Below are 25,334 nucleotides of genomic sequence, written 5' to 3'. Positions count from 1 at the left end.
AGCCAGATGGAACGCATGCGCCAGCGCGACCGGGTCGCCAAGGTGCGCGCGCGTCTCGACGCCATCGGCATTCCCTATCTGCCCAATCCCAGCCACATCGTGCCGGTGATGGTGGGCGACGCGGCCAAGTGCAAATGGCTCTCCGACATCCTGCTCGACCGCCACGGCATCTATGTGCAGCCGATCAACTACCCGACCGTGCCGCGCAAGACCGAGCGCCTGCGCATCACGCCCTCGCCGCTGCATACCGACGCCGATATCGAACATCTGGTGGGCGCCCTGTCGGAGCTGTGGTCGCAATGCGCGCTGGCGCGCCAGGTGGCGTGAGCGAAAGCCCCGCCCTCATGCACGCCGACCCGCTCATCCCGGCGATCGCCGAGGATGGTGCGCTCTTTCCCATCGGCAAGATGGAGGCGCATCGGACCGGCCGGAAGCACCTCGCCATCTCGGCCTTCGTGTTTAACGGCGACCGGCTGCTTTTGCAGCGGCGCGCCGACGCCAAGTACCATTCGCCCGGCCAGTGGGCCAATTCCTGCTGCACGCATCCCCATTGGGGCGAGACCATCGAGGCGGCCGCGCAGCGGCGTGTCGGCGAAGAGCTCGGGATCTGCCTGCCGCTCACCCACCGCGCGATCGTGGAATACCGCGCCGMSGTCGGCCACGGCCTGATCGAGCACGAGATCGTGCACGTCTTCGAAGGCCACCTCCCCCGCCCGGTCCTGCCSACCGCCTTCGACCGCGCGGAAGTGGCCGAACTGCGCTGGGCCACCGTCGCCCAGCTCACCCGCGAGATCGCGGCAAACCCGCAGGCCTTCACCCCCTGGCTCAGGATCTATCTCGAAAGATGGAACGAGCTCGATTTGAGGCTGGCGGCGTGACGTCCGATCGCGCGGCCGCGGACGGTCCGGCATCGTGACGGAAGACGACGGCTGGAAGACGCTGTTTCATCCTTTCGAGGCGGGCGAACTCGCCCTGCCCGGCAACGACAGCCACGTCCTGTTCCTCGGGGCCGAACCCGGCTTCCGGCTGCCGGAGGGATTTGGCGGTCAGCTGACCGTCGTCCAGGGCTTCCGCCCCTCCTTTCTGGAGCTTGAAAGGCGCGGCCTGCGTGTTATCCCGCAGCTCGATGGCGGCGTCTACGATGTCGCCCTGGTTCAGGGCGGACGGCATCGCGGGCGCAACGAGCACTGGATAGGCGAGGCTGTCGCGGGCCTGCGCAGCGGCGGCCTGATCGTCGTCGCCGCCTCCAAGAAGAACGGCGGCGACAGCCTTCGCAAGCGCATGGCAAAGCTGCTGCCGCTTGACGGTCACCAGTCGAAGCATCACGGCATCGTCTTCTGGTTTGCGCGTCCGGATCGCCCCCTTCCCGCGGCCGATGACGCGTCGGCGGTCGAAGGTGGCTTCCAGACCGCGCCGGGCATGTTCTCGCACGGACGGATCGACCCCGGGTCGCGGCTGCTCGCCGCGCATCTGCCGGCGAATATCAAGGGGGCGGTGGCCGATCTCGGGGCCGGCTGGGGCTATCTGTCCGCGCAGGTGCTCGAGAGAGCGGACGACAAGGCCACCCTGCATCTCTACGAAGCCGATTTCGAGTCATGCGCCGCGGCGCGCGCCAATCTTGCCCACCATGGCGCCGGGACGCCGCGCGCGGAGATTTTCTGGCGCGACGTGACGAGCGAACCCCTGGAGCGGACCTACGATCTCATCGTCATGAACCCGCCTTTCCACCGCACGGGACATGGTGCCGATCCGGCGATCGGCATCGCCATGATCGCCGCCGCGGCCAGGGGCATGAAGAAGGGCGGCCGGCTCTATCTGGTTGCCAATTCGGCGCTGCCCTACGAACGCGCGCTTTCGGCAAGCTTCCCGCGCGTCGAAGAGATCGCCCGCGAGGGCGGCTACAAGGTGATCGTGGCCACGCGCTGAGTGCTCAGTTCACGGCAGCGCTGCGAGGCCGGGGTTCGGGCTCCATCGCAAGGGACGGCCCGGCGTGTGGCTGGGCATTCTCATGTCTGCGCGGCACGGCGAAGTCTAGCGGCTCGGGCCGCCCGAACAGGAAGCCCTGCACGACGTCGCAGCCCGCCGCGCGCAGCAGCGTGGCCTGGCCCTCGGTCTCCACCCCCTCCGCGATGGTGCGCACGCCAAGCGCGCGCGAGAGCCCCACGATCGTGGAAACCACCGCGCCGGAATTGTCGTCGTTTTCCATGCGGGCAACGAAGGAGCGGTCGATCTTGAGCTTCTTGAAGCGGAAATCGATCAGATAGCTCAGATTGGAGTAGCCGGTGCCGAAATCGTCCACGGCGACCGAGATGCCCATCTCGCCCAGTTCGCACAGAATGGCCGCGGCCCGTTCGCGGTCCTGCATCATCGCCGTTTCGGTGACCTCCAGTTCGAGCCGCGCGGGGTCGATCCCGGTCTCGTCGATGATCTTGCGAACGCGCTGTACGAAATCGCGCGAACCGAACTGTATCGGCGAGATGTTCACCGCGACGAAGCAGTCGGCGGGCAGGTGCTTTGCGTCGGTGCACGCACGGCGCAGGACCCACTCGCCGATCAGCGAGATCATGCCCGTCTCCTCGGCGACAGGGATGAACTCGGTGGGTGGGATCATGCCGCGCTGGGGATGTTTCCAGCGGATCAGCGCCTCGTAGCCGACGGTGTCGCCCTTGCTCAGGTTCATCTGCGGCTGGTAGTGGACGTCGAAATCGCCGCGTTCGAACGCGATGTGCAGTTCCGACTCGATCCAGTGATGGTACTCGGCCACCTTGCCCATTTCGTCGGAATAGACCGACCAGCTGCCGATGCCGTTGGCGCGGGCGCTCTGCAGGGCCAGGTTGGAATGCCTGAGAAGCCGGATCGGATCGTTGCCATCGAGCGGCATGGCGACAAGCCCCATCGACACGCTCACCGATTGCAGGTGGGAGGGAAGCTGGTACGGCTCCATGAGCCGTTCCATGAGGCTGTCGAGAAACGCGTCGAATCTCGGCGGCACCGCCTCGTCGCTGAGCAGCACGGCGAATTCGCCGGCGCCGATCCGTCCGACCTGGGTATTCGGCGGCAGGTTCTCGACCAGTCTCTTGGCAAAGCAACGGATCAGTTGATCGCCCTGCCCGAAGCCGATCGTATCGTTGATGTGCTTCATCCGGTCGATGTCGATGTCGAGAAGAAAAACGGCTCGACCATCATGCAGGGAGCGCGCTGCGGCTGTGGCGATCAATCCCACGATCGCCGTCCGGGTCTTGAGACCCGTCAGCTTGTCGATCTGCGTCTCCTGATAGACATATTCCTCGGATTCATCGACGCCCGCAAAGAACGACATCGCCGCGAGGGAGGCCGCCAGCGCACACAGCGCCGATATCACCGCACCGACGAGTTCGGAAGGCAACCCGCCGATCTGGCCGCCGAATCCGGATTGCATCGCCCAGAGCGCGAGGATGAAACTGCCGGCGCCGGAAGCACCTATGGTCATGAGCCTGAAAGACTGGCTGCGCGCAGGGCTTGATGCTGCGTTCATGCGGGATTTCCTCTATTATGGAGGAAACTACCCGGACTGTCTTAAAAAGCAGTTCTATGAAAACAGTGAAACTTTATCTACTTGCCAGTATCCGGGTCGCGAAGCTGGTCGAGCCGCGGCATCGAGACGATGTTGTAGCCGGAATCGACATAGTGGATCTCTCCCGTGACGCCCGATGACAGATCGGAGAGGAGATAGAGGGCCGAGCCACCGATCTCGTCTATCGTCACATTGCGCATCAAGGGCGCGTTCTTCTGCTGGTGCGCGAACATGAAGCGGGAATCCGCGATGCCGGCGCCGGCTAGCGTGCGCACCGGCCCCGCGGAGATGGCGTTCACGCGGATGCCCCGCGGACCGTAATCATAGGCGAGATAACGCACGCTGGCCTCGAGCCCCGCCTTGGCGACCCCCATGACGTTGTAGTTCGGCATGACGCGAACGGAGCCGGCATAGGTCATGGTGACGAGACTGCCGCCATCGTTCATCATCGACGCCGCCTTTCGGGCGATTTCGGTGAAGGAGTAGCAGGAGATCACCATCGTGCGCACGAAGTTCGCCTTGGTGGTGTCCGCGTAGAGGCCCTTGAGCTCGTTGCGGTCGGAGAAACCGATCGCGTGGACGACGAAATCGAGGCCTCCCCACTCTTCCTTCAACCGGTCGAAGGTCGCGTCGATGCTGGCGGAATCCTCGACGTCGCAAGGCAGCACCAGGCGCGCGTCGATCTTCTCGGCCAGCGGCTTGACGCGGCGGCCAAACGCATCCCCCTGGTAGGTTAGGGCGATTTCGGCGCCCTCGGCATGCAGCCTCTTGGCGATCCCCCAGGCGATGGAGTGATCGTTCGCGACCCCCATGACGAGACCGCGTTTACCCCTCATGATTCCCGACATGTTTGCCTCAGCCATTGTAGCGCTGAAAGACCAGCGTCGCGTTGGTACCGCCGAAGCCGAAGGAATTGGACAATACGGTGTCGATCTTCGCGTCGTCGATGCGTTGGCGCACGATCGGCATGCCCTCGAATTCCGGATCGAGCGTCTCGATATGCGCGCTCTCGCCGATGAAGCCGGCCTGCATCATCAGGATGGAATAGATAGATTCCTGGACGCCGGCCGCGCCAAGCGAATGCCCGGTGAGCGACTTGGTCGAAGCGATATGCGGAATTTTCTCGCCGAACACTTCCCGGATCGCGCCGACCTCCTTCTGGTCGCCGACCGGCGTGGAGGTGCCGTGGGTGTTGATGTAATCGACCGGGCCGTCAACGCCTTGCAGGGCCTGCCGCATGCAGCGAACGGCCCCCTCGCCCGACGGCGCGACCATGTCGTGACCATCGGAAGTGGCGCCGTAACCCACGATCTCGGCATAGATGGTGGCCCCGCGGGCCTTGGCGTGTTCGAGTTCCTCGAGAACCAGGACACCGGCGCCGCCGGCGATCACGAAGCCGTCGCGCTCGGCGTCATAGGCGCGCGAAGCCACGGCCGCGCGGTCGTTGTATTTCGACGACATGGCGCCCATCGCGTCGAAGAGATTGGACATCGTCCAGTCCAGATCCTCGTGCCCGCCGGCGAAGATCATGTCCTGCTTGCCCCACTGGATGAGCTCATAGGCATTGCCGATGCAGTGCGCCGACGTCGAGCAGGCCGACGAGATCGAGTAGTTCACGCCATGGATCTTGAACCAGGTCGCCAGCGTGGCCGAGGCCGTCGACGACATGGCCTTGGGCACCGCGAAAGGTCCGATGCGCTTGGGGCTGTTGTTCTTCACCGTCAGCTCGGCGGCTTCCACGATGGTCTTGGTGGAGGGACCACCCGAGCCCATGATGATGCCGGTCCGCTCGCTGGAAATCTCTTCCGCCTCGAGTCCGGCCTGGGCGATCGCCTGCTGCATGGCGACGTGGTTCCACGCACCGCCCTGGTGCAGGAAGCGCATGGCCCGGCGGTCCACCAGCTCGCTCGCGTCGAGCGTGGGGGCTCCCCAGACCTGACAGCGAAAACCGTGCTCCGCGAACACGTCCGAGAAGCTGATGCCCGAGCGCGCCTCGCGCAGGGACTGCGTGACTTCCTCGACATCGTTGCCGATCGACGACACGATGCCCATTCCGGTGACGACCACGCGTCTCATCAGGGGCTCCTTCCTTGCTTGGCGGCCCGCGGCCATTGAACAGGTTCGCGAGGCGTTCAGTCGGCGCTCTGCTTGGCCAGTCCGACACGCAGATCGACCGCCTTGTAGATCTGTTCGCCGTCCGCCTTCAACCAGCCATCGGCGATTCCCAGGACCAGGCGCCCGCGCATCACGCGCTTGAAGTCGACGCCATATTCCACCTTCTTGACCGAAGGCGTCACCATGCCCTTGAACTTGACCTCGCCGGTCGACAGGGCCATGCCCTTGCCCTGCTCGCCCAGCCAGCCCAGGAAAAAGCCGGTCATCTGCCACATGGCATCGAGGCCCAGGCAGCCGGGCATCACCGGGTTGCCGATGAAATGGCACGGGAAGAACCAGAGGTCCGGCTTTATGTCCAGTTCGGCGCGGATATAGCCCTTGTCGAACTCGCCGCCCGTCTCGTTGATATCCGTGATGCGATCGAACATCAGCATCGGCGGCGCCGGCAGCTGTGCGTTTCCGGGCCCGAACAACTCGCCGCGGGCGCACTCCAGGAGTTCCTCATAGTCGAAGCTGGATTTGCGTTCTGACATCCTGTCCCCGTACCTCATTCTGGTGGCAGCCTCCGCTGCTTCGGCGCCTTCCTATCACAGTCGGTTCGCGGCTGGAAACCAGACATTGACCTCAATCCCGTCCCAAGCAAGGCAATGACGCTATTGATAGCGGCCTCGGGACCGAATATATGTTGTGGGTCAAGTGCATGGATCGGGAAACTCCCCTAATGGCGAGCGCGGAAAGCAAACAGCCGGCTGCGGAAATGGATGCGCGTCAACGCATATGCGATGCCGGCCTGCGGCCGACGCGCCAGCGCGTGGCGCTCGCGGACCTGCTTTTCGCCAAGGGCGACAGACACCTTTCGGCGGAGGAACTGCACGAGGAAGCGCTCACCGCGGGCGTGACCGTCTCGCTGGCCACGGTCTATAACACGCTGCACCAGTTCACCGAAGCCGGCCTGCTGCGCATTCTCGCGCTGGAAAGCTCGCGCACCTATTTCGACACCAACACATCCGACCATCACCACTTCTTCGTCGAGGGCGAGAATCTGGTGCTGGATATCGACCACGGGCCCGTGACTGTCTCCAACCTGCCGGAGCCTCCGGAAGGCATGGAAGTGGCCAATGTCGATATCATCGTGCGGCTGCGTCCCAAGGTGCCCCGCTGAAAAAAGCCCTAGTTCCGGTAGGTTTCGCCGGGATAGGCGCCCCATATGCGCGACTGGGGAATCCAGCCCCTGACGCCTGAGAAATCCATCTCGCACCATTCGCCATCGCAGGAGCGCACGGCGCCCATGAGTCCGGGCTCCAGCCGGGCCACGACACGCGACGATTCGCTGGGCTGCGCGTGAAGCGGCAGTTCGGGCAGCTGCCCCTTCTCCCAGGGTGCGACGATGGCGGTGCGGTTGCCGGAAAGCAGCGAATGGTTGATCCATCCCTCGGCCCCTTCGGCGTCGCGCACCCGGCGCCAGTTGTCATATTCCTGGACGATCTCGAGCGGCACCCCGGCCCTCACGAAGGTCCACTGCACCGCATAGTCGGTGCCCGGCCCGACACGAATATTGGCGCGCGGCGCGCGCAGGCTGACGAAACGCGGCAGCGGCAGCCCGCTGGGGCCGAGTTGGGCATTCTGGGAGGCGGATTGCGCCAGCGAGGGCGTGCCGGCAGCCAGGCCCATGCAGAATGCTGCCAGGCAGATCAGCCGCGAGGCGATTGCAAACGATGACATGCAGTCACTGCTTCCTGTGCGAATCGGCCGCCCGTCCCGGCGGCCCTGATCGTCCAATCTCGCCAAAGCCGGTTAACGAGGTCTCAACGCCGGCCGCCTGAGTGTCAGGCGTTCTGCAAGAATTTTCCGAGTGCCGCCGATCGGGAGCCTTCGTCGCCGCTGTCATAGAGCATGTCGTGAAGCAGGATGCCGGCCCGACCGGGAACGCGCCAGCGCGCGGTGCCCAGTATGACGCCGAAGCCCTCGATATCGACCTCGATCTCGTCGCCGGTCCATATTTCCGCGACCTCGTCGGTGGAGATGCGCATGCCCTTGGCCGAAACGTCGTGAACCCAGCCGTGATAAGTCTGGCCCCGGGCTTTCACCTTGGCACGCACATGGCACCGCTCACGCTCCTCCCGCCGCAAATCTTCCGTCATCTCCGTCCCCTGCGAGGCATCGACCTTAGGATATACCCGCGAAACAAGAATAAATTGGTTAACGTCCCCCCACCGCTTGCCGTCCCGCGACACTGGGACCGCCTCCCGCCACCGCCTTTTCCTTTGTCTTGGACGCAGGTGATTGCTACACCTTCGCAAGGGGGAGTGCGGCGTCGCTGCCTGTCCGCCAGTCACTCGTTCGACTCATCCGAGGAGCCCATGCCCGGCAGGAAGCGTCCACTCGTCGTCATCACGCGCAAGCTGCCGGATCCGGTCGAGACCCGGATGCGCGAGCTTTTCGATGCGCGGTTGAATATCGAGGACGTGCAGCTGACCCAGCCGCAGCTGGTGGCGGCTGTCCGCGAGGCGGAAGTGCTGGTGCCCACGGTCACCGACAGGATCGACGAAGCCCTCATCAAACAGGCCGGCGACCAGCTCAAGCTGATCGCCAATTACGGCAATGGCGTCGACAATATCGACGTACAGGCCGCCGCCGCCAGGGGAATCACGGTCACCAACACGCCGGGCGTTCTCACCGAGGATACGGCCGACATGACGATGGCGCTGATGATGGCGGTGCCGCGACGGCTGGTGGAAGGCGCGCAGGTGCTGCTGGACGAAACCGCCTGGGCAGGCTGGTCGCCCACCTGGATGCTCGGGCGACGGCTATGGGGCAAGCGCCTCGGCATCGTGGGCATGGGCCGCATCGGGACGGCGGTCGCCCGCCGCGCCAAGGCCTTCGGCCTTTCGATCCATTACCACAACCGTTCCCGCGTCGCGCCGGCGCTCGAGGAAGAGCTCGAGACGACCTATTGGGACAGCCTCGACCAGATGCTGGCGCGCATGGACATCATCTCCGTCAACTGCCCGTCGACGCCCGCCACCTTCCATCTCCTGTCGGCGCGCCGGCTCGCCCTGCTTCAGCCGCGCACCATCATCGTGAACACGGCGCGCGGCGACATCATCGACGAGGACGCGCTGATCCGCATGCTGCAGGAAGGCAGGCTGGGCGGTGCGGGCCTCGACGTCTTCGAGCACGAGCCCAAGGTCAATCCCAAGCTGGTCAAGCTCGTCCGCGAGGGCAAGGTCGTGATCCTGCCGCATATGGGCTCGGCCACGATGGAGGGCCGTATCGACATGGGCGAGAAGGTGATCATCAACATCCGCACCTTCTGCGACGGGCACCGCCCGCCCGACCGCGTCCTGCCGCTGCGCGCCTGATCCGCCTCCGGCCCCTGCGCGTCCCAGTTTCCATGGACGGGCAATTTCCATGGAACGACCGCGCCGATTCGACGATTAACCTTTTGAATCGTCAACCGAGGGGGCTCGGAAGGATGCAACCATGCTACGCATTGAGAAAGTCCGTCAGGACGATCTTTCAACCACCGCGACGCTCCATCGCCAGCATCTCGAACTCGGGCTGTTTCCCCAGCTCGGAGAGCGCTTCATGCGCGCCTACCACGCCAGTTTCGCGGCCTCTCCCCATGCCATCGCGCTTGTCGCACGGTCCGAGAGCGGCCGGGTGGTCGGCGCCCTCTTCGGCACGACCGCCAATGCGCGGCACTATCGCTGGGTGGTCGAGGAACACGGGATGAACCTTGCCGTGCAGGGCACGCGGTCGCTGCTGCTGCAGCCGGCGCTCGCCTGGAGCTTCATTTCCTCGCGCGCCGGCCGTTATGCCAAGGGGCTGGGGCGCCATCTCGGCCTCCTGGGTCGCGACGATGCCGCGGTCGCCAATGCCGGCGCCGGCCCGTCTTGCGTGCTCAGCCACATCGTCACCAGCAAGGCCGCACGGCGGCTGGGCGTCGGCCGGCGGCTGGTCGAGGAGTTCCGTCGGCAGGCCCATGCCACGGGTGCGGCGGAGGCCCGCCTCGTGACGCGCGAGGGCGGCCCCGGCGCGCCGTTCTTCGAGCGGCTGGGCTGCGCCTGCGTCGACCTGCGCCCGTCGCAGGACGGCGAGGCGCTGCGCGAATATTCGCTTCAACTGGACAAGACCATTGCCGATGAAAAACCTGATGCTGCTCGCCGCCTTCGCCACGAGCGTCGTGCTGCCCGCCCCGGCTTCCGGCATGGATGGGGCGAGAGCGCCGGCGCCGGCCTTCGCGCCGGCTGATTCGGCCTCGCTGCCGCCACCGGTCGCCCGGCCCGCGGAACTCTCCGACAGCGAGCTCGAGCGGGAACTGAAACGGTTCGCCGTCGAGGTCGCGCACGCCCTCACGAATTACGAGGCCGACGACACGGCCGCCGACATCGCGGCGCGCCTGCCCGAACGCAGCAGTCCGGAAGCGGCCATGCCGGCAGCCCTTGCCCTCCACCATGAGGGCAGCTGGTCGCGCGGCCGGATCGTCTATCCGCAGTTCGGCGGGCTGTTGCCGGAGCGGGCCTCGGTCATGATCGTGGTCGAGCAGAAGATCGGCACGCCCGCAGGCATCCGGACCGAGATGCGCGCGCTGGACATCCGCATCGGCCGCGACGCGGAAGGCTGGCGCTTCGAGCAGCTCGCCTCCGATGGCGGCGAACCCGTCCCCCGTCCCGACGTTCTGAGCCCGGAGGCGCGTGCGGTGCTGGACAATCCCCGCATCGAACTGCCCGATTCCGCCCGCTGGGACATTCATGCCGGGCGGGTGGCGCCGGAACTCCTGGCGCTCATGGCAAGGGCGGCCGAGCAGGAACCGATCGGCGTGATCGTGTTCGACAATGGCCATCCCTGGAATATTTTCGGCACCGACCGCATGAGCGATCACAGCCGGGGTGTCGCCGTCGATGTGCATCGGATCGGCGATCGCCTCGTCATCGACGACCGCGCCGAAGGCAGCCTCACCCACGATTTCGTGAAATGGCTCTACGACCAGCCGGACGTCGCCAATATCGGCAGCCCGTGGGCGCTGGACGGCTTTGGCGGCCGCTCCTTCACCGACCTGCTGCATCAGGACCATCTTCACATCGCTGTGCCGCGCGAGCACGCGCTTCGCACCGATTGACGCTCGGACGGCAATCCGCGCAAACGCTTTTTTGCTGACGCTCGGTCCGCAAGCGCATAAGACAGCGCGTCATTTCCAACAGGGCGCAGGATCATGAAAGCACGCATCAAATGGGTCGAGGAACGCACCTTTGTCGGCCAGTCGGGTACCGGCCACAAGATCGTGCTGGGCACCGCCGCCGAACCTGACGGCGCCACCCCCGGCCCAAGCCCGATGGAACTCGTCCTGATGGGCACCGGCGGCTGCGCGGCCTTCGACATCGTGCATATTCTCGAAAAGGGCCGCGAGAAGGTGGAGGACGTGGTCGTCGAACTCGATGCCGATCGCGCCGAAACGGACCCGAAAGTCTTCACCCGCATCCACATGCACTTCATCGTCAAGGGACGCGGCCTGTCGCACCAGAAGGTCGAGCGCGCCATCTCGCTGTCGGTGGAAAAATACTGCTCGGCCTCCGCCATGATGGCCAAGACGGCCGCCATGAGCCACGATTTCGAGGTCGTGGACACAGCGGCGGACGGCTGACCCCCGCACCGCCGTCATCCGGGGCCGCGAAGCGGACCAGGGATTCAGAGCAGAACAGTGGATATGAAGCGCCCACCCCACCTTCGTCATCCTATGGCGAAGCAGGCCGCAAGGCCGTCGCGCAGACCATAGGATCCATGCCTGAACGACACATGCCACCCGGGGCTTCCGACCCCAGCCGCCATCCCTCCCCCGTTCCGGCATGGATCCTCGGGTCAAGCCCGAGGATGACGAAGCGCGGGGGAGTCGCCCATCCCTCACCCGCCGCTCCCCTCGACGACCCGCCCCCACGCGTCGTCATCCTATGGCGAAGCAGGCCGCAGGCCGTCGCGCAGACCCTAGGATCCATGCCTGAACGGCACATGCCGCGCAGCACACCCCTCATCCGGCTCGGCGCTGACGCACCGATCCACCTTCTCCCACAAGGGGAGAAGGGGACGCCCGCATCGACAGTTCCGCCAATCGCCGACATCGGCGATTTTCAACAGGCGCTGACGCAGCGCGACTCCCCTTCTCCCCTTGTGGGGTGAGGAGCGGTCGGCCGCAGGCCGGTTGATCGGCAACGATTTGTCGATCAAAGCGACGAACGGTGGCCGACATCGGCGATTTTCAACAGGCGCTGACGCAGCGCGACTCCCCTTCTCCCCTTGTGGGAGAAGGTGGCCGACAACGAGCCGTGAGCATGGCGAACGGCGAGGCAGGAGGTCGGATGAGGGGTCTGCGCCACCCAAAACCGCCCTCGTGGTTCGAGGCTGCGCCTCCGCTTCGCTACGGCTTCGCACCTCACCATGAGGGCTGCCGGTGCGGCCCGCTTCGGCTGTAGCTCCCCAAGCTGCTGTCTGAGCGAGCCCAAAAGCCCGGCGCCCACGTCTCTGCCCTCATCCTAAGGTGCGCAGCGCAGCGGAGCCTCGAAGGGCGAGGGCAAGCCGCGCTAGCTGCCGTCTGGTCCGGAACCCGGCGACAACGTTGCCGCCCTCATCCTGAGGTGCGCAACCTCTCAGCCCTCATCCTGAGGTGCGCAGCGCAGCGGAGCCTCGAAGGACGAGGGCAAGCCCCAGCCAACAAATTCTGCCCCCAATCTATCCACACCCCCTAACACCGCCCCCATACTCCCCGCGCCCAACCAACGGAGGCGGTGATGGACGGAACTGCGGCAATCGAGGCGAACCGGCAGGCACTCACCCGCATCGTCGCCATGCTGGTCGAGATGGCGGGGCTGGGTGAAGAGGGCGCCCCCGGCGCCGACAAATTTGTCGATGCCCCGGATAGCCCCCACTCCGGTTTGCTGCGCAAACCACCTCTCCCCCTCAAAGGGGGCGAGGAAGAGCGTCCCGCCCCGCCGCCACCGCTTCCTTGTACCTTCGAAGAGGCTGTTGAAGAAAGCGCGGCATCTCGGCCGGCGCTTCCTCTCCCCCGTCGATCGGGGGAGAGGTGGCACGCGAAGCGGGACGGAGTGGGGGTCGAATTCCCATGCGATGCCCCTCATCCCGATGCCCGCGCCCAAGGCACGCCTCGAAGAACCATCCCCCGCCTGCTCTGGCGCGCCATCCTGGCCCTGCTGCGCCCGGCCGAATCGGCCGCCCGCCGCCTCATCATCGCCGCCTCGCGCGGCATCGCCTTGCCACCCCCGCATCCCCGCAAGTCTGAGCCCAAGCCCCAGCCGATCGAACCGCTCCTTCGCCGCCTCGGCATCGCCGTGATGATGGCGCCAGCCAATGCCAGCCGCGACGGCCTATCCTCCCCTGCAAAGCGAATCCCCGCCTTCCCCCTCTTCGATCCGCCCTGCCGGCTCAATCTCCACGGCCGGCGCCGCCGCACCGTGCCGCCCCAAGCCGCCCCGCGCATTGTCGTGCCCGGCCTCACCGAACCCGCACCGCTTCCGCCGCCGCCTTCCGCCGACGACCTCATCAGCGCCACGCGTCTGACCCAGCGCCTCGCAGCCCTTGCCGCGGCGCTCGATGATCTCCCTGGCCAGGCCAAGCGCTTCGCCCGCTGGAAAGCGCGCCGCCGGACGGCCCGCCTGCCCATCCGCCGCGTGCCGCCCGGCGGCCGGCTTTACCGCTACGATCCTTCCGCGGCCCATCCCCCCAACATCCGCGAGATCGACGAGATTCTCGCGCACGCCCATTCGCTGGCGCTCCACGCGCTGGAGACCCCCGACACGTCGTGAGGGCCCCCATCCTCTCCCCGCTTGAGGGGGAGAGGTGCCGAGCGCAGCGAGGCGGTGAGGGGGTCGGCCCCGGCAATGGAGGTGGGCGTCGTTCACCCGGCAACTGTGTGGCGGCTTTCCCGTCAAGGGTGGTGCAGGACGCCCCCTCCACCATGCTGCGCATGGTCCCCCTCCCCCGCTTCGCAAGGGAGGATCAAGCCGTCACGCCCGTCCCACCCCAATCCTCCCCCGTTCACGGGGGGTGAGCGGCCGGTTTGCCGAAGGCAAATCCAGCGTGCCAGTGGCACGATGAAAGGCCAGCGAACGCCGGGACGGTGCGTCAGCAGCGGGGAATCCGGCCGGCAGGGAAGCCCGGAGGGCCGGTGAGGGCGACCCCACAAGGGCCCGACGCTACGTTCCGCCCTCAGCCGGCCGCCCCTGCCGGTGCCCGGTAGCGCATCACCTCGAAGCGGGCGGCGAGCGCGTCGTAGAGCAGGATGCGGCCGACCAGCGGTTCGCCGATGCCGGTCACGAGTTTCACCACCTCCACGGCCTGCAGCGTGCCGATGACGCCGGCCAGCGCGCCCACGATGCCGGCTTCCGCGCAGGACGGCACGAGGCCGGCCGGCGGCGGCTCGGGGAAGAGATCGCGATAGGAGGGGTTGCGCCGCCCGTCGGGCTCCCGCTCGTAGGGCTTCAGCACCGTCAGCGATCCGTCGAACCGCCCCAGCGCGCCCGCCACCAGCGGCCGCTCCCCCCGCTGGCAGGCATCGGCGACGAGGTAGCGCGTGTCGAAATTGTCGGAGCCGTCGACCACCACGTCATGGGCGGCGACGAGCGCATCGACATTCTGAGCCGTCAGCCGCGCCTGATGGGTCTCGACCGCGACATGCGGATTGATCGCCGCAATGGCCTGCCGGGCACTGTCCACTTTCGGGCGCCCCACCGTATCGGTCGCGTGGATGATCTGGCGCTGGAGGTTGGAGAGCGAGACAATGTCGTCGTCGATCATGCCGAGCGTGCCGATGCCGGCGGCGGCCAGGTATTGGAGAACCGGGGAGCCGAGCCCGCCGGCGCCCACGACCAGCACCCGCGCGCGTTTCAGCTTCTGCTGGCCGGGTCCGCCGATTTCCGGCAGCACGAGGTGGCGGGCGTAGCGCTCCAGCTCCTCGTCGCTCAAGGGTGCGTTTTGTTCCATCGCTCGCTCCTCGATCGGTCTCTCCGGGACCTAGGACGTGATCCTACCGCCGCTTGCGACACCGAGAAACTGGGCGCGGCCTTCGAGCGCGGAAAACAGCGCGGCGTCGGTGCCGGTCAGGAAAGCCTGGATATCCATTTCCAGCAGGATGTCGAACAGAGCGGCCCTGCGCTCGGCGTCCAGATGGGCGGCGATCTCATCCATCAGCATGATCGGCGACATGCCGGTCGTCTCCGCCACAAGCCGCGCATGCGAGATCACGATGCCTGCCAGCAGCGCCTTCTGCTCGCCGGTGGACGACAGCCCCGCCGGCATCTGCTTGGGCTGGTGGAGAACCTCCAGGTCGCAGCGATGCACCCCTTCGAGCGTGCGGCCTGCGGCGCGATCGCGGACGCGGCCCTCCCTCATCGCCTGCAACCAGTCTTCCTCGACATCGACGGCAGCCCGTTCGGCCAGCCCCTGCTCGATCGTGCCGGAAAGGGTAAGGTCGCCGCGCGGAAAGGGGCCGTCAGCGGGCAGTCGCTCGATCATCGACGAGAGCAGACGAACGAGCTCGCGCCGGGCGGCAGCCATCGCGACGCCCGTCTCGGCCATCTGCGCCTCGATCGCGTCAAGCCAGGCCGGATCGGCGCGCGGATCGGTCAGGAGCCGGTTTCGACCGCGCATGGCCTTCTCGTAGTCGAGTGCCCGGCTCCCGTGCCGCGGGTCGATCGCCAGCACCAGCCGGTCGAGAAAGCGGCGCCGGTCGCCGGCCGGCCCGGTGAAGAGCTGGTCCATCGACGGTACCAGCCAGACCACGCGCAGCCACTCCAGCAGCGCCTCGGCGGATTTCGCGGGCACGCCGTTGACACGCACCTTGCGCCCGCCCTCCCCGCCCGACTGGCCGTTGCCCACCGTGCCGGTGCCGATCTGGCAGTCGCCGAACGGGCCGTTCAGCCGGACATGGATCGCGAAGCCGTCGGGCGCCCCTTCCCGAGCCATGGTCTCGTAGGACGCGCGCCGCAGCCCGCGCCCCGGCGAGAGCAGCGAGACGGCTTCAAGCAGGTTGGTCTTGCCGGCGCCGTTCTCGCCCGCCAGAACGACGATGCCCGGCTCGAGATCGAGGGAAAGCGCTGCGTAGTTGCGGAAATCGGTAAGCTGCAGCCGCGCGATATGCGTCTTTTCAAGGGTGCGCTGCTGCATGTCCTTCGCCCGCCGGCGACGCCGGCGCGGGCTACACCCGCATCGGCATGAGCACGTAGAGCGTGCGGGCGTCCTCGGCGTCCTCGATCAGCGTCGGAGAACCGGAATCGGCCAGCAGGAAGCAGGCTTCCGATCCGCTCAGCTGGCCTGCGACATCGAGCAGGTAGCGGGCGTTGAAGCCGATCTCCATCGCCTCGGAATCATATTGAGCGGCCAGTTCCTCGGTCGCGCTGCCGGAATCCGGGTTGTTGACGGCGAGGGTCACCTGGCCGTCGGCGAGCGTCATCTTCACCGCGCGGCCGCGTTCGGACGAGATGGTCGACACGCGGTCGACGGCCTGCGCGAAACTCTGGCGATCGACCACCAGCTTGCGGTCATTGCCGGTCGGGATGACGCGCTGGTAATCGGGGAAGGTGCCGTCGATCAGCTTGGATGTCAGGATCACGCTGCCGATGGTGAGCCTGATCTTGGTATCGGAAAGCTCGACCGCAACCGAAACGTCGGGATCGTCAACCAGCTTCAGGATCTCGCTCACCGTCTTGCGCGGGATGATGATGCCCGGCATGCCTTCCGAGCCGGCAGGTGCTTCCACCTCGGCGCGGGCCAGCCGGTGACCGTCGGTAGCCACCGAACGCAGCTTCAGCTGTCCTTCGGCTTCGACCGCGTGCAGATAGATGCCGTTGAGGTAATAGCGCGTCTCCTCGGTGGAGATGGCAAACTGCGTCTTTTCGATCAGCGCCTTCATGTCTGCCGAAGCGACACGGAAGGTGTGCGAGAAGGTTCCCGCCGTCAGTTCCGGGAAATCGGACTGGGGCAGGCATTGCAGACGGAAGGCCGAGCGGCCGGAGATGACGGACATCGATCCGCCCCCCTCTTCCAGCTTGAGCATGACCTCCGAGCCGTCCGACAATTTGCGCACGATGTCGTAGAGCAGATGGGCCGGCACGGTGGTGGCGCCCTGCTGGTCGACCTGCGCGGCGGTCGCCTCGGTCACCTCCATATCGAGGTCGGTCGCCTTCATCTCAAGGCTCGCCCCGGCTGCCGTGAGAAGCACGTTCGACAGGATCGGGATCGTGTTGCGGCGCTCGACCACGCGATGGACGTGGTTCAGCGACTTGAGAAGATTGGAGCGTTCCAATGTGACGCGCATGGCGAAAATGTCTCGCTGGATAGGACTGAGGATTGCCGGCGCGGCCGGCGGAAGCGGACAGGCAAAGTGACAGCAAATCGTGCCGGAAGGCAAGCCCGCCAGGGAGCGGCAGGCGCCCCCTGGCTTGCTGTTCTGGGGATAAGCGGCAATCCGCCGCGCTGGCTCGCCTTCAGGCCTGATCCGCGATCAGGCGCTTGAGCAGTTCGATCTCCTGGGCGAGCTTGTTGTCCTCCTGCGACAGGCCTTCGATCTTGCGCACCGCGTGCAGCACCGTGGTGTGATCGCGGCCGCCGAAACGGCGCCCGATCTCCGGCAGCGATCGCAAGGTCATCATCTTCGCCAGGAACATGGCGACCTGGCGCGGCTTGACGATCGTGCGCGTCCGCCTATTCGAAAGCAGCTCGGTCTTCGACACGTTGTAGTGCCGTGCCACCACGCGCTGGATGTCCTCGATGCGGACCCGCTTGGGCTCCCCCGACCGGTAGATGTGCCCCAGGATCTCCTCGATACGCTCGACGGAAAGCTGGGGTTCGAAGGACTGGCGGATCAGAAGCTGGTTGAAGGCTCCTTCGAGTTCCCGCCCGCTTCCGGTCACGGTGCGCGCGACATGTGCGAGAACCTCATCGGAAATTTCGAGCGACGTATCGTCCGTCTTGGCGACATCGAGCCGATGCTTCAGCATGGAAAGGCGCATCTCGAAATCGGGCGCCGAGATCTCCAGCGCGACGCCGCCATTGAGACGCGAGCGCACGCGGGGTTCGAGCGATTCGAGTTCCGAAGGAGGACGGTCGGCCGCCACGACCACCTGCCGTGCGCTGTCCAGCAGCAGGTTGATGAGATGGCAGAACTCGTGCTGGATCGACTTGCCCTGGAGGAACTGCATGTCGTCGATGATCAGAAGATCGATGCCGCGCAGCTGTTCCTTGAAGGTGAGAGCGTTGTTGTCTCGAATCGCGGTGGCGAAGCGCCACATGAAATACTCGGCGGTCAGATAGAGAACCCGCGCCGAGGGATCCCGCTTCAACGCGCCATCTGCGATGGCCTGGAGGAGATGCGTCTTGCCGAGCCCGACGGAAGCGTGAAGGAAAAGCGGGTTGAAGCGCACGGCATTGGCAGCTTGCTCGGCCACTGCCCTTGCGGCGGCAAAGGCCATCCGGTTCGAAGGCCCTTCCACGAAAGAAGCGAATGTATAGCGGCTGTCCAGCGGCGAGCCGACGACGTTCGGGGACGTTGCCCCGGTCTCGGGGCCGCGGGTCACATTATAGCGCTCGGCGCGTGCGGCGGGAACGGGCGCTGGCTTCACCTGACGACGGGGAGCCGGCTTTTCGTCGGCCTGCTCGTCGACCACCGGCCTTGCGGCCCGCGTCGCGTTGCGAACGATGATCTCGACCTTCAGGACGTTCGCGTCATCCTTCTTCCAGAGCTCGTCGATAAGGCCTGTATAATGATTGTTGATCCACAGCTTGAGGAAGGCTGTCGGCACGGACAGCCGCACCACGCTGCGGGAACACTCAGCCAGCATCAGGCTGCCGAACCAGTTCGAATAGACCTCGGCGCCCAGCCGCGCCTTCAACTGTGTCTTGACGCGCTCGAAAATGACTTCCGGTGCGCCCGACGCTTCCATGAACTTTCCCCCTTCGACTTCATCAAAATTCTTGCCTCCTGCAACGGTGACCGCCAGGTCCGTTGCCGCAACACCGCTCTGCATTATTGTTATCCCGTTCTGGTTCTGCCGCCGCCGCGGCTCCGTTGTCGTCTCCCGCATATGCGCGCCCGGTCTTTATCGCCGCGTCGCGCTTCGCCTTTCCGAAATCCTGTCCGTCTCTCTCGCTCTCTCCATCTTTCATCCAAGCAAAACCGATCTCCGACGGCGTAGTCGCCGTGGCCACGCGCCGTGCTCGGCGCAGGAGAAAGGGTTCGCCGGACCGATTGGTCCATCGTCGAAACGGCACCTCAGGATGCCGCATGCCCAAAAAAGGCCCAGGTCGAGACGGCAAAATTCCCCTGCTCGCAGGATCGCTCCCGCGCAGAACGCTTGCCTATTTCGGCGTGAAACCGAGGACTATGCCCGCCCTCTCGACAAAAAGGAGATTACTGAATCCGGCGGGCGCTGGGCAACCCGTAGTAAGGGAAATTTCATGATTCGAAGGGGCCGGGAGAGTGGCTGCGCTCGACGGCGCGACGGACGATGGCGACGAATCTGTTACGAATCAAAACCTTCTTGAAGAGGCGTCTGGAACAGTCGGCGAACGAAAAAAATCTCAAAAAAAGCGCTTGACTTTCGTGTCCCCAACTTTTGCGAAGACCGCCGTGAAACACTCAAGGCCACCCCGAGCAAACTGTTGTTTTTGAAAGATAAAATCTGTCGGCCCGGGTCTGGCGCCCATTCCGCTACGGCACGAGTCGCCCTCGGCGGCGCAAACGCGCCGGCAAAACTTCCCGACGGTAATTCAGGAGGCGCGGCGGGGTCTGGGAACCCATTGTCCGGCAAAGAAAAAAGCCGGCGCGCAAAGCGGCCGGCTTCGATTCTGACATATGACTTCAGCGTCAGGCGCTGAGCGTCTTCAGACGGCGCGAGAGCCGCGAAACTTTGCGGGCAGCCGTGTTGGGATGCATGACGCCCTTGCCGGCGGCGCGCATCAATTCGGGCTGAGCCTCACGCAGAGCTGCTTCGGCTGCGGTCTTGTCGCCGCTGGCCAGAGCTTCCTCGACCTTGCGCACATAGGTACGCACGCGCGAGCGGCGGTTCTTGTTGACGGCCGTGCGGCGCGCGATCTTGCGTGTCGCCTTCTTGGCCGAGGGTGTATTGGCCATTCTGTCTCTCTCGATCTTACATGAACGGGTCCGACTCGTCATGGGCCGGACACAAAAACAAACGGGCAGCCGCCAGGCCGCCTCGGTCGTGGCAGCTTATAGTCGACCTTGCATGGCCCGTCAACGCCGCGCGGACCATGCCAAACGGCTTTTCACCAGCCCCTAGCGATTACGGAATTCCGCGCTGCGTTTCTCCGAGAACGCAGCCATTCCTTCCTTCTGGTCGTCGAGGGCGAACATGGAGTGAAAGACACGCCGTTCGAAACGAAGCCCCTCCGACAATGTGGTCTCGTAGGAGCGGTTGACCGATTCCTTGACCATCATCACGGCCGGCAGGGAGAAGTCGGCGATCTTCGTGGCCGCCTTGAGCGTCTCCTCGATCAGTTCGCCCGGCGGCACGACGCGGGACACGAGGCCGCAGCGTTCCGCCTCAGCCGCATCCATGTTGCGGCCCGTGAGGCACATATCCATCGCCTTGGCCTTACCGACGAACCGGGTCAGTCGCTGCGACCCGCCCATTCCGGGCATGACGCCGAGGGTGATCTCTGGCTGACCAAACTTGGCGTTGTCGGCGGCGATGATGAAGTCACACATCATCGCCAGCTCGCATCCTCCGCCGAGCGCATAGCCGGCCACCGCGGCGATGACGGGCTTGCGGATGCGCGTCATGCCCTCCCAGTCGGCGAAGAAGTCTTCCATATACATGTCGATATAGGATTTGGACGACATCTCCTTGATGTCGGCACCGGCGGCGAAGGCTTTCTCCGAACCCGTGATGACCATGGCCCCGATCTTCGGATTGCGGTCGAACGCGGTCAGTGCGGCGAGCACTTCCTCAAGCACCTGGGAATTCAGCGCATTGAGCGCCTTGGGCCGGTTCAACGTGACAAGGCCAACCTTGCCCCGCGTTTCAACCAGAATCGTTTCATAGGCCATGTCTCGTCCTCCGCAGGAACCGATGTCGCATGCAAGCGGCATAACTAACGCTGGCACACCGGGCAATAGAAAGTGGAGCGGCCGGACTGCACGATGCGCCCGACGGTGCCGTCGCAACCCTGCCTCACGCAAGGCTCGCCCTCCCGGCCATAGACCTTGAAGGAATGCTGGAAGTAGCCCATCGAACCATCGGTGTGGACGTAGTCGCGCAGCGACGAACCACCGGCCTCGATCGCCTCGGCGATGGTCTGGCGGATGTCGGCGGCAAGCGCGTCCGTGCGCGCCGTCGACGGGCGCTTCGCCGAGGCGATGCTGCCTGCCTTTCGCCGCGGCGAGAGGCCGGACCGCCACAGCGCCTCGCAGACATAGATGTTGCCAAGACCGGCGATCAGCCGCTGATCGAGGAGCGCGGCCTTGAGCGGCGTGCGCCTGCCAAGGAACAGTTTGTTGACGAGCGCGCCGTCGAGAGCATTGCCCGTGGGTTCCACGCCGAGACCGGCCAGGAGCGGATGCGCATCGAGGGCGGCGCCTTCGGCAAACAGCATGAATCCGAAGCGGCGTGGATCGTTGAAGACGACACGGACCGCGGAACCTGCCGCCGTCTTCAGGTGGAAGACCACGTGGTCGTGGGCCTCGGCCTTGGACCGCGGGTGATGAAAGATGCCGGGCGTCGAGGAGGCCGCCACGTCCTCGATACGGAACGAGCCGGACATGCCCAGATGTCCGATCAGGACGATGTCGGCATCGAAGTGGAACAGAAGGTATTTGGCACGCCGGGCGACAGAGACGATGCGGCGGCCCGTGAGGCTCGCCGCAAAACCATCGGGAAAGGGGAAGCGCAGATCCGGTCGCCGCTGCTCGACCGCCTCGATCGTCGCGCCCTCCATGACCGGCTGCAGACCGCGCCGCACTGTCTCGACCTCGGGCAGTTCAGGCATCGTGCGTCAAAGCCTGGAGAAAACTCTCGCCGTACGGGCCGGCTTCCAGTCCCAGATGCTCGGCCATTGTCTCACCGATATCGGCAAAGCTTGATCGCAGCCCCACCGATGCAGCTCTCAGGCCGGGGCCCGTGCCAAGGATGGGTACGCGTTCGCGGGTGTGATCGGTGCCCTTCCAGGTGGGATCGCAGCCATGGTCGCCCGTAAGAATGAGCATGTCGCCGGGCGTGAGCCTCGACACAGCCTTGGGGAGGCGCCGGTCGAAGGCTTCCAGCGCCGCGGCATATCCGGCGACGTCGCGGCGGTGACCGAAGAGCGAATCGAAATCCACGAAATTGACGAAGACCAGATCGCCGTCGCCGGCCTTGTCCATCGCTGCCAGCGCGGCATCGAACATTTCCATGTTGCCTGCGGCCTTGGAAATGTCGGTGATGCCCCGATGTGCGAAGATGTCGGCGATCTTGCCGACGCCGAAGACCCGGCTGCCGCGCGCCTTTAGCCGGTCGAGCAGTGTCGGCTCGTGCGGCGGCACCGCGTAGTCGCGCCGGTTCGCGGTGCGCGCGAAGTCCTGGGGACCGGAGCCCGTGAAGGGGCGCGCGATGACCCGACCGATACGCAGTTCGTCGACGAGAATGCGTGCTGTCTCGCAGAGCGCGTAAAGGCGATCGAGCCCGAAATGCTCTTCATGTGCCGCGATCTGGAAGACGGAATCCGACGAGGTGTAGCAGATCGGCTTGCCGGACGAGATGTGCTCCTGGCCAAGGCGCGCGATGATCTCGGTGCCGGAGGCGTGGCAGTTGCCCAGGATGCCGGGAAGCCCGGCCTCCTCGATCAGGCGGTGGGTCAGCGTCTCGGGAAAGGAAGGAACCGTGTCGGGGAAATAGCCCCAGTCGAAGGTCACCGGCAGCCCGGCGATCTCCCAGTGACCGGACGGGGTGTCCTTGCCGGTCGAGGTCTCGTCTGCCGCGCCGAAGAAGCCAAGAAGACCCGCTTCCTCCTGTCGGGGAGAACCGGTCGCCAAAGCTGCGGCATGGTCGAGGCCCAGCGCACGCAGATGAGGAAGATTGAGCGGGCCTTGCCTCAGGCCGGCCCGGTCGCCTTCGCCACGGGCACAAGCCTCCAGAATGTGACCATAGGTGTCCGCTCCGGCGTCACCGAAACGATCGGCGTCGCTAGCGCCGCCTATTCCAAAGGAATCGAGAACGAACAAGAATGCCCTGGGCACGGCCAAGCCTTTGAAGTCGATGCTCGTGCCTGATTAGGCCTCGCCGACCGACTTGGCAACTTCGCAGCCGAGAACGCGCTCAGCAGTTGTTGCAGGGAATGTTGTGGCTCATGCGCGGACGCAGGTAGTAGGTCTCGTTCATGCGGATCTGGTCGAATGCACCCAACAGACCTAGGCTCGCCCGCTGCTCGGCAGTCCAGGTGATCACCGGTCGATAGTTGAGCTGCCCCGAGACCCTGATGAGGAAGCTGCCGGGAACCCGCAGGCTTTCCGGTATCAGTGTCGTCGATCCGGCTGGCTCGCCCGCACCTGCAGCGCCGTTCGACAGCCGCCTGGACCAGGTCACCTCGGCCTTGGGATTGTTTTCGTTCGTCACGGTGATCGCCGTGATGTCTATGACGGGCTGGCTCCGGTTGTAAGGCACCAGAATGGCCTCGCCGATACGCATGACAGCATCGACCTCCTGCCGGGTGATCTGCTGCTGCTGCGTCACCAGATCGGCGACCATGGAAGCAACCCGGCTGATCTTCTTGTTGGTCTCGATGGCCTGCGCCACTTCCATCGTCACGAAATAGAGTGTGAGAAGCACGGGAGCGATCAAGGCGAACTCCACCGCCGCCACACCCCTGCGGTCGCCAACAAGCCGACGCACGAACCCGCCTTTGGCGAATGCCCGGCATCCATTCATGAAACGATCAAGCATCATCGCGTTTTCCATCCGTCCACCCGGCGGCTGGCGAGGCCGGTCAGTCATCTTCAAAAGGTTCGTTCTGCCAGGTCACGCTCGCGTAGTGCAGCGTCTTGCCGTCCGGCAGGTTGGCCATCGACTTGCGCATGAAATCGGTGATCACCGGCCAGCGGTAGAAGACCCTCAGCATGTTCTTCGACATCGAGGGGCCCGGCGCGATGTCGAAACCCTGGGTATCGATGTCTCCGTTAAGGAACGCCACACGCTGCTGCGCAGCCTCGGCAAAGGTGGTGTAGGTTCGCAGGTCCATCTCCAGACCGGGGCAGCCCGGGCTGACGACGATCTGGATGCGCTCGCAGAAGATGTCGCGCACCTCCTGCTTGGACAACTGATCGGCCTTGATCTGACCCGTGCGGAACTGCCTGGCCATGTCGTCGGCGGCATTGGCCATGACCTGCTGTGCAGCGAAAGAAATGCAGCTCTCGAGAACGGCGAAGACAAGCATCGAGAAGGGAATGGCCAGGATCGTGAACTCGATCGCCGTGCTGCCCTTGCGGTTGCGCACGAAACGACCGAGGAGCGAACGGCGCCACCGGCCTCTTTCCTGCCCGCCTGCTTTGATCTCTTGCCACATGTCCGTGCCCTGCCCTTATGACTGGGCGGAACATATCGCAGACGGGTTGAAGTCCGGTTTGGATGGTAGCGACAATTGTCGTGCCGCTGTTCAGAAGCGGTCAACCATGTCTTGGAGCGAGCGCGACCGGGGCTGCGTGCCTCAGTTGGCCTGCAGCACCATCTCGTCGGAAGCCTGCTCCGCGCCGGTGCGGAACGCACCTTCGCAATAGGGAGTGCAGGAAAGTGTCTGCACGGCAGAGCGGCGAAAGACACGCACGGAGTTTGCCGTGGCGCGCGAGACGCTCACCTGCTCGTCCAGCAGCGGCATGCCATCGGTGTCGATGACGACAATGTTCGTGACGCCGAACCCTCGCCCGGTCAGGATGATGGTCGAGGAATCCTGGACCGACGCATCCGCGATCTCGGGATTGCCAATGATGATGGTATCTGCCGGGCGCGAGAGCTTCAGGATCTTGGCCTGATTCATCAGGATGTTGATGCCCGCATCAGCGAAGGCGGAAGTGACGCCGGCCAGACCTGCCAGCACGGCGCCCGAAAGCGCGATCGCGGCAAGTTTCCTGATCATGAGGCTCATAGGTAATCTCCCGACACTCCGGCATCCTGAAGGGACTGTGAAGGAAACTGGTGAATGTCCGGTTAATCCTGGAGGCCTGCGGCGTCCCTTTATCTGCCTGTCGCGCATTGGGGATGACTGATCGCGTGCCGTCGATGGGTGTTGGCAGGATTGGTTCAACTTGTCTCGACCTGCTTGTGCGGAAGTTAACCAGAAGAAGCGCTCCGATCCGGCAACAAATCGGTAACGCTGTTCATTAAGCCGATCGCAAGGCGGGTCGGTTAGCTTCCCAACCATCGGATCGGCAGAAAAAGCATTTCAACAATCGTCGTTCCTGGACATGCTGACCAACACGCACAGGAGTTCAACAATGAACAAGCTCTTCGCAAAGTTTCTCAAGGACGAGTCCGGCGCCACCGCCATCGAATACGGCCTGATCGCCGCCCTCATCGCCCTTGCCATCGTGACCGGCGCCGGTCTGCTGGGCAACGCGCTCGACAACCAGTTCAGCGGCATTGCCAACCGCCTTTCGAACACGCTCTGATCGAGCTGT

Annotated in this window: 27 protein-coding genes; 10 read left to right on the top strand and 17 right to left on the bottom strand. The window is 65.0% G+C overall.

Annotated features, from left to right (window positions below; all coding sequences use genetic code 11):
* The 3 genes from GRZ55_RS14980 to GRZ55_RS14970 form a co-directional block, all read left to right on the top strand.
* Positions 1–327 (top strand): aminotransferase class I/II-fold pyridoxal phosphate-dependent enzyme (locus GRZ55_RS14980; RefSeq protein ID WP_169287739.1); only part of this gene is annotated, 327 nt, incomplete at its 5' end.
* A complete protein-coding gene (gene idi / locus GRZ55_RS14975; protein ID WP_368856622.1) occupies positions 324–878 on the top strand; it encodes an isopentenyl-diphosphate Delta-isomerase in 555 nt (184 codons plus the stop codon). The genes GRZ55_RS14980 and idi, both read left to right, overlap by 4 nt.
* Before the next feature lie 34 nt (positions 879–912).
* A complete protein-coding gene (locus tag GRZ55_RS14970) occupies positions 913–1,926 on the top strand; it encodes a class I SAM-dependent methyltransferase (RefSeq protein WP_169287738.1) in 1,014 nt (337 codons plus the stop codon).
* 4 nt (positions 1,927–1,930) lie between these two features.
* On the opposite strand, the gene GRZ55_RS14965 is transcribed toward GRZ55_RS14970, so the two are convergent.
* The 4 genes from GRZ55_RS14965 to fabA form a co-directional block, all read right to left on the bottom strand.
* Positions 1,931–3,514 (bottom strand): bifunctional diguanylate cyclase/phosphodiesterase, encoded by a 1,584-nt coding sequence (locus GRZ55_RS14965; RefSeq protein WP_169287737.1) that lies wholly within the window; start codon positions 3,512–3,514, stop codon positions 1,931–1,933.
* A gap of 77 nt (positions 3,515–3,591) precedes the next feature.
* The gene (fabI, locus tag GRZ55_RS14960) at positions 3,592–4,401 is read right to left on the bottom strand and encodes an enoyl-ACP reductase FabI (protein ID WP_169287736.1); all 810 of its coding nucleotides are present in this window, start codon (positions 4,399–4,401) and stop codon (positions 3,592–3,594) included.
* Between the two features lie 7 nt (positions 4,402–4,408).
* Positions 4,409–5,629, bottom strand: a complete 1,221-nt coding sequence (gene fabB, locus GRZ55_RS14955) for a beta-ketoacyl-ACP synthase I (RefSeq protein ID WP_169287735.1) — start codon at positions 5,627–5,629, stop codon at positions 4,409–4,411.
* A gap of 56 nt (positions 5,630–5,685) precedes the next feature.
* Positions 5,686–6,201, bottom strand: coding sequence for a 3-hydroxyacyl-[acyl-carrier-protein] dehydratase FabA (gene fabA / locus GRZ55_RS14950; RefSeq protein ID WP_169287734.1), 516 nt, complete (start codon positions 6,199–6,201; stop codon positions 5,686–5,688).
* Between the two features lie 224 nt (positions 6,202–6,425).
* On the opposite strand from fabA, the gene irrA reads away from it, so the two are divergent.
* Positions 6,426–6,830 (top strand): iron response transcriptional regulator IrrA, encoded by a 405-nt coding sequence (gene irrA / locus GRZ55_RS14945; protein WP_210257357.1) that lies wholly within the window; start codon positions 6,426–6,428, stop codon positions 6,828–6,830.
* Between the two features lie 8 nt (positions 6,831–6,838).
* Here irrA and GRZ55_RS14940 read toward each other — a convergent pair whose 3' ends face one another.
* Both GRZ55_RS14940 and GRZ55_RS14935 read right to left on the bottom strand, forming a co-directional pair.
* Positions 6,839–7,390, bottom strand: a complete 552-nt coding sequence (locus GRZ55_RS14940) for an SH3 domain-containing protein (protein WP_169287732.1) — start codon at positions 7,388–7,390, stop codon at positions 6,839–6,841.
* A 104-nt stretch (positions 7,391–7,494) separates the two neighbouring features.
* Positions 7,495–7,809 (bottom strand): PilZ domain-containing protein, encoded by a 315-nt coding sequence (locus GRZ55_RS14935; protein ID WP_169287731.1) that lies wholly within the window; start codon positions 7,807–7,809, stop codon positions 7,495–7,497.
* A gap of 219 nt (positions 7,810–8,028) precedes the next feature.
* On the opposite strand from GRZ55_RS14935, the gene GRZ55_RS14930 reads away from it, so the two are divergent.
* The 5 genes from GRZ55_RS14930 (at position 8,029) to GRZ55_RS14910 (ending at position 13,482) form a co-directional block, all read left to right on the top strand.
* On the top strand, positions 8,029–9,030 hold the full coding sequence (locus GRZ55_RS14930; protein WP_169287730.1) for a D-glycerate dehydrogenase: 1,002 nt from the start codon (positions 8,029–8,031) through the stop codon (positions 9,028–9,030).
* Positions 9,031–9,151: 121 nt separating this feature from the next.
* Positions 9,152–9,922 (top strand): N-acetyltransferase, encoded by a 771-nt coding sequence (locus GRZ55_RS14925; protein WP_169287729.1) that lies wholly within the window; start codon positions 9,152–9,154, stop codon positions 9,920–9,922.
* On the top strand, positions 9,813–10,790 hold the full coding sequence (locus GRZ55_RS14920; protein ID WP_210257355.1) for a hypothetical protein: 978 nt from the start codon (positions 9,813–9,815) through the stop codon (positions 10,788–10,790). Before GRZ55_RS14925 ends, GRZ55_RS14920 begins: the two co-directional genes overlap by 110 nt.
* A 93-nt stretch (positions 10,791–10,883) precedes the next feature.
* Positions 10,884–11,312 (top strand): OsmC family protein, encoded by a 429-nt coding sequence (locus GRZ55_RS14915; RefSeq protein WP_169287727.1) that lies wholly within the window; start codon positions 10,884–10,886, stop codon positions 11,310–11,312.
* 1,453 nt (positions 11,313–12,765) lie between these two features.
* Entirely contained in the window at positions 12,766–13,482 is a 717-nt protein-coding gene (locus GRZ55_RS14910) for a hypothetical protein (protein WP_169287726.1), read from the top strand.
* 403 nt (positions 13,483–13,885) lie between these two features.
* Here GRZ55_RS14910 and GRZ55_RS14905 read toward each other — a convergent pair whose 3' ends face one another.
* The 11 genes from GRZ55_RS14905 to GRZ55_RS14855 all read right to left on the bottom strand — a co-directional run bounded on the left by GRZ55_RS14905 (position 13,886) and on the right by GRZ55_RS14855 (position 24,793).
* Positions 13,886–14,659 (bottom strand): molybdopterin-synthase adenylyltransferase MoeB, encoded by a 774-nt coding sequence (locus tag GRZ55_RS14905; RefSeq protein ID WP_169287725.1) that lies wholly within the window; start codon positions 14,657–14,659, stop codon positions 13,886–13,888.
* Positions 14,660–14,689: 30 nt separating this feature from the next.
* Positions 14,690–15,841 (bottom strand): DNA replication/repair protein RecF, encoded by a 1,152-nt coding sequence (gene recF / locus GRZ55_RS14900; protein ID WP_169287724.1) that lies wholly within the window; start codon positions 15,839–15,841, stop codon positions 14,690–14,692.
* A 31-nt stretch (positions 15,842–15,872) separates the two neighbouring features.
* Positions 15,873–16,991 carry a DNA polymerase III subunit beta gene (dnaN, locus tag GRZ55_RS14895; RefSeq protein WP_169287723.1) on the bottom strand — a complete coding sequence of 373 codons (1,119 nt, stop codon included), beginning with the start codon at positions 16,989–16,991 and terminating at the stop codon, positions 15,873–15,875.
* A gap of 169 nt (positions 16,992–17,160) precedes the next feature.
* The gene (dnaA, locus tag GRZ55_RS14890) at positions 17,161–18,615 is read right to left on the bottom strand and encodes a chromosomal replication initiator protein DnaA (protein WP_169287759.1); all 1,455 of its coding nucleotides are present in this window, start codon (positions 18,613–18,615) and stop codon (positions 17,161–17,163) included.
* Between the two features lie 923 nt (positions 18,616–19,538).
* Positions 19,539–19,805 (bottom strand): 30S ribosomal protein S20, encoded by a 267-nt coding sequence (gene rpsT, locus GRZ55_RS14885; protein WP_169287722.1) that lies wholly within the window; start codon positions 19,803–19,805, stop codon positions 19,539–19,541.
* A 162-nt stretch (positions 19,806–19,967) separates the two neighbouring features.
* Positions 19,968–20,741: an enoyl-CoA hydratase gene (locus tag GRZ55_RS14880; protein WP_169287721.1), complete on the bottom strand. Its 774-nt coding sequence runs from the start codon at positions 20,739–20,741 to the stop codon at positions 19,968–19,970.
* A gap of 44 nt (positions 20,742–20,785) precedes the next feature.
* Complete coding sequence (gene mutM, locus GRZ55_RS14875) at positions 20,786–21,679, bottom strand: bifunctional DNA-formamidopyrimidine glycosylase/DNA-(apurinic or apyrimidinic site) lyase (protein WP_169287720.1); 894 nt, start codon at positions 21,677–21,679, stop codon at positions 20,786–20,788.
* Positions 21,672–22,904 carry a phosphopentomutase gene (locus GRZ55_RS14870; protein WP_169287719.1) on the bottom strand — a complete coding sequence of 411 codons (1,233 nt, stop codon included), beginning with the start codon at positions 22,902–22,904 and terminating at the stop codon, positions 21,672–21,674. The genes mutM and GRZ55_RS14870 overlap by 8 nt, the downstream gene beginning before the upstream one ends.
* Before the next feature lie 79 nt (positions 22,905–22,983).
* The gene (locus tag GRZ55_RS14865) at positions 22,984–23,610 is read right to left on the bottom strand and encodes a TadE/TadG family type IV pilus assembly protein (RefSeq protein WP_246734768.1); all 627 of its coding nucleotides are present in this window, start codon (positions 23,608–23,610) and stop codon (positions 22,984–22,986) included.
* A gap of 40 nt (positions 23,611–23,650) precedes the next feature.
* On the bottom strand, positions 23,651–24,226 hold the full coding sequence (locus GRZ55_RS14860) for a TadE/TadG family type IV pilus assembly protein (RefSeq protein WP_169287718.1): 576 nt from the start codon (positions 24,224–24,226) through the stop codon (positions 23,651–23,653).
* A 141-nt stretch (positions 24,227–24,367) separates the two neighbouring features.
* Positions 24,368–24,793, bottom strand: a complete 426-nt coding sequence (locus tag GRZ55_RS14855) for a pilus assembly protein N-terminal domain-containing protein (protein WP_169287757.1) — start codon at positions 24,791–24,793, stop codon at positions 24,368–24,370.
* 358 nt (positions 24,794–25,151) lie between these two features.
* Between GRZ55_RS14855 and GRZ55_RS14850 the strand changes: the two genes are divergently transcribed.
* Positions 25,152–25,325: a Flp family type IVb pilin gene (locus GRZ55_RS14850; RefSeq protein WP_169287717.1), complete on the top strand. Its 174-nt coding sequence runs from the start codon at positions 25,152–25,154 to the stop codon at positions 25,323–25,325.
* Positions 25,326–25,334: the final 9 nt, after the last annotated feature.

The sequence above is a fragment of the Chelativorans sp. ZYF759 genome, from assembly GCF_012911015.1.
Taxonomy (GTDB): Bacteria; Pseudomonadota; Alphaproteobacteria; order Rhizobiales; family Rhizobiaceae; genus ZYF759.
This window is presented reverse-complemented; position numbering and strand designations above follow the sequence as displayed.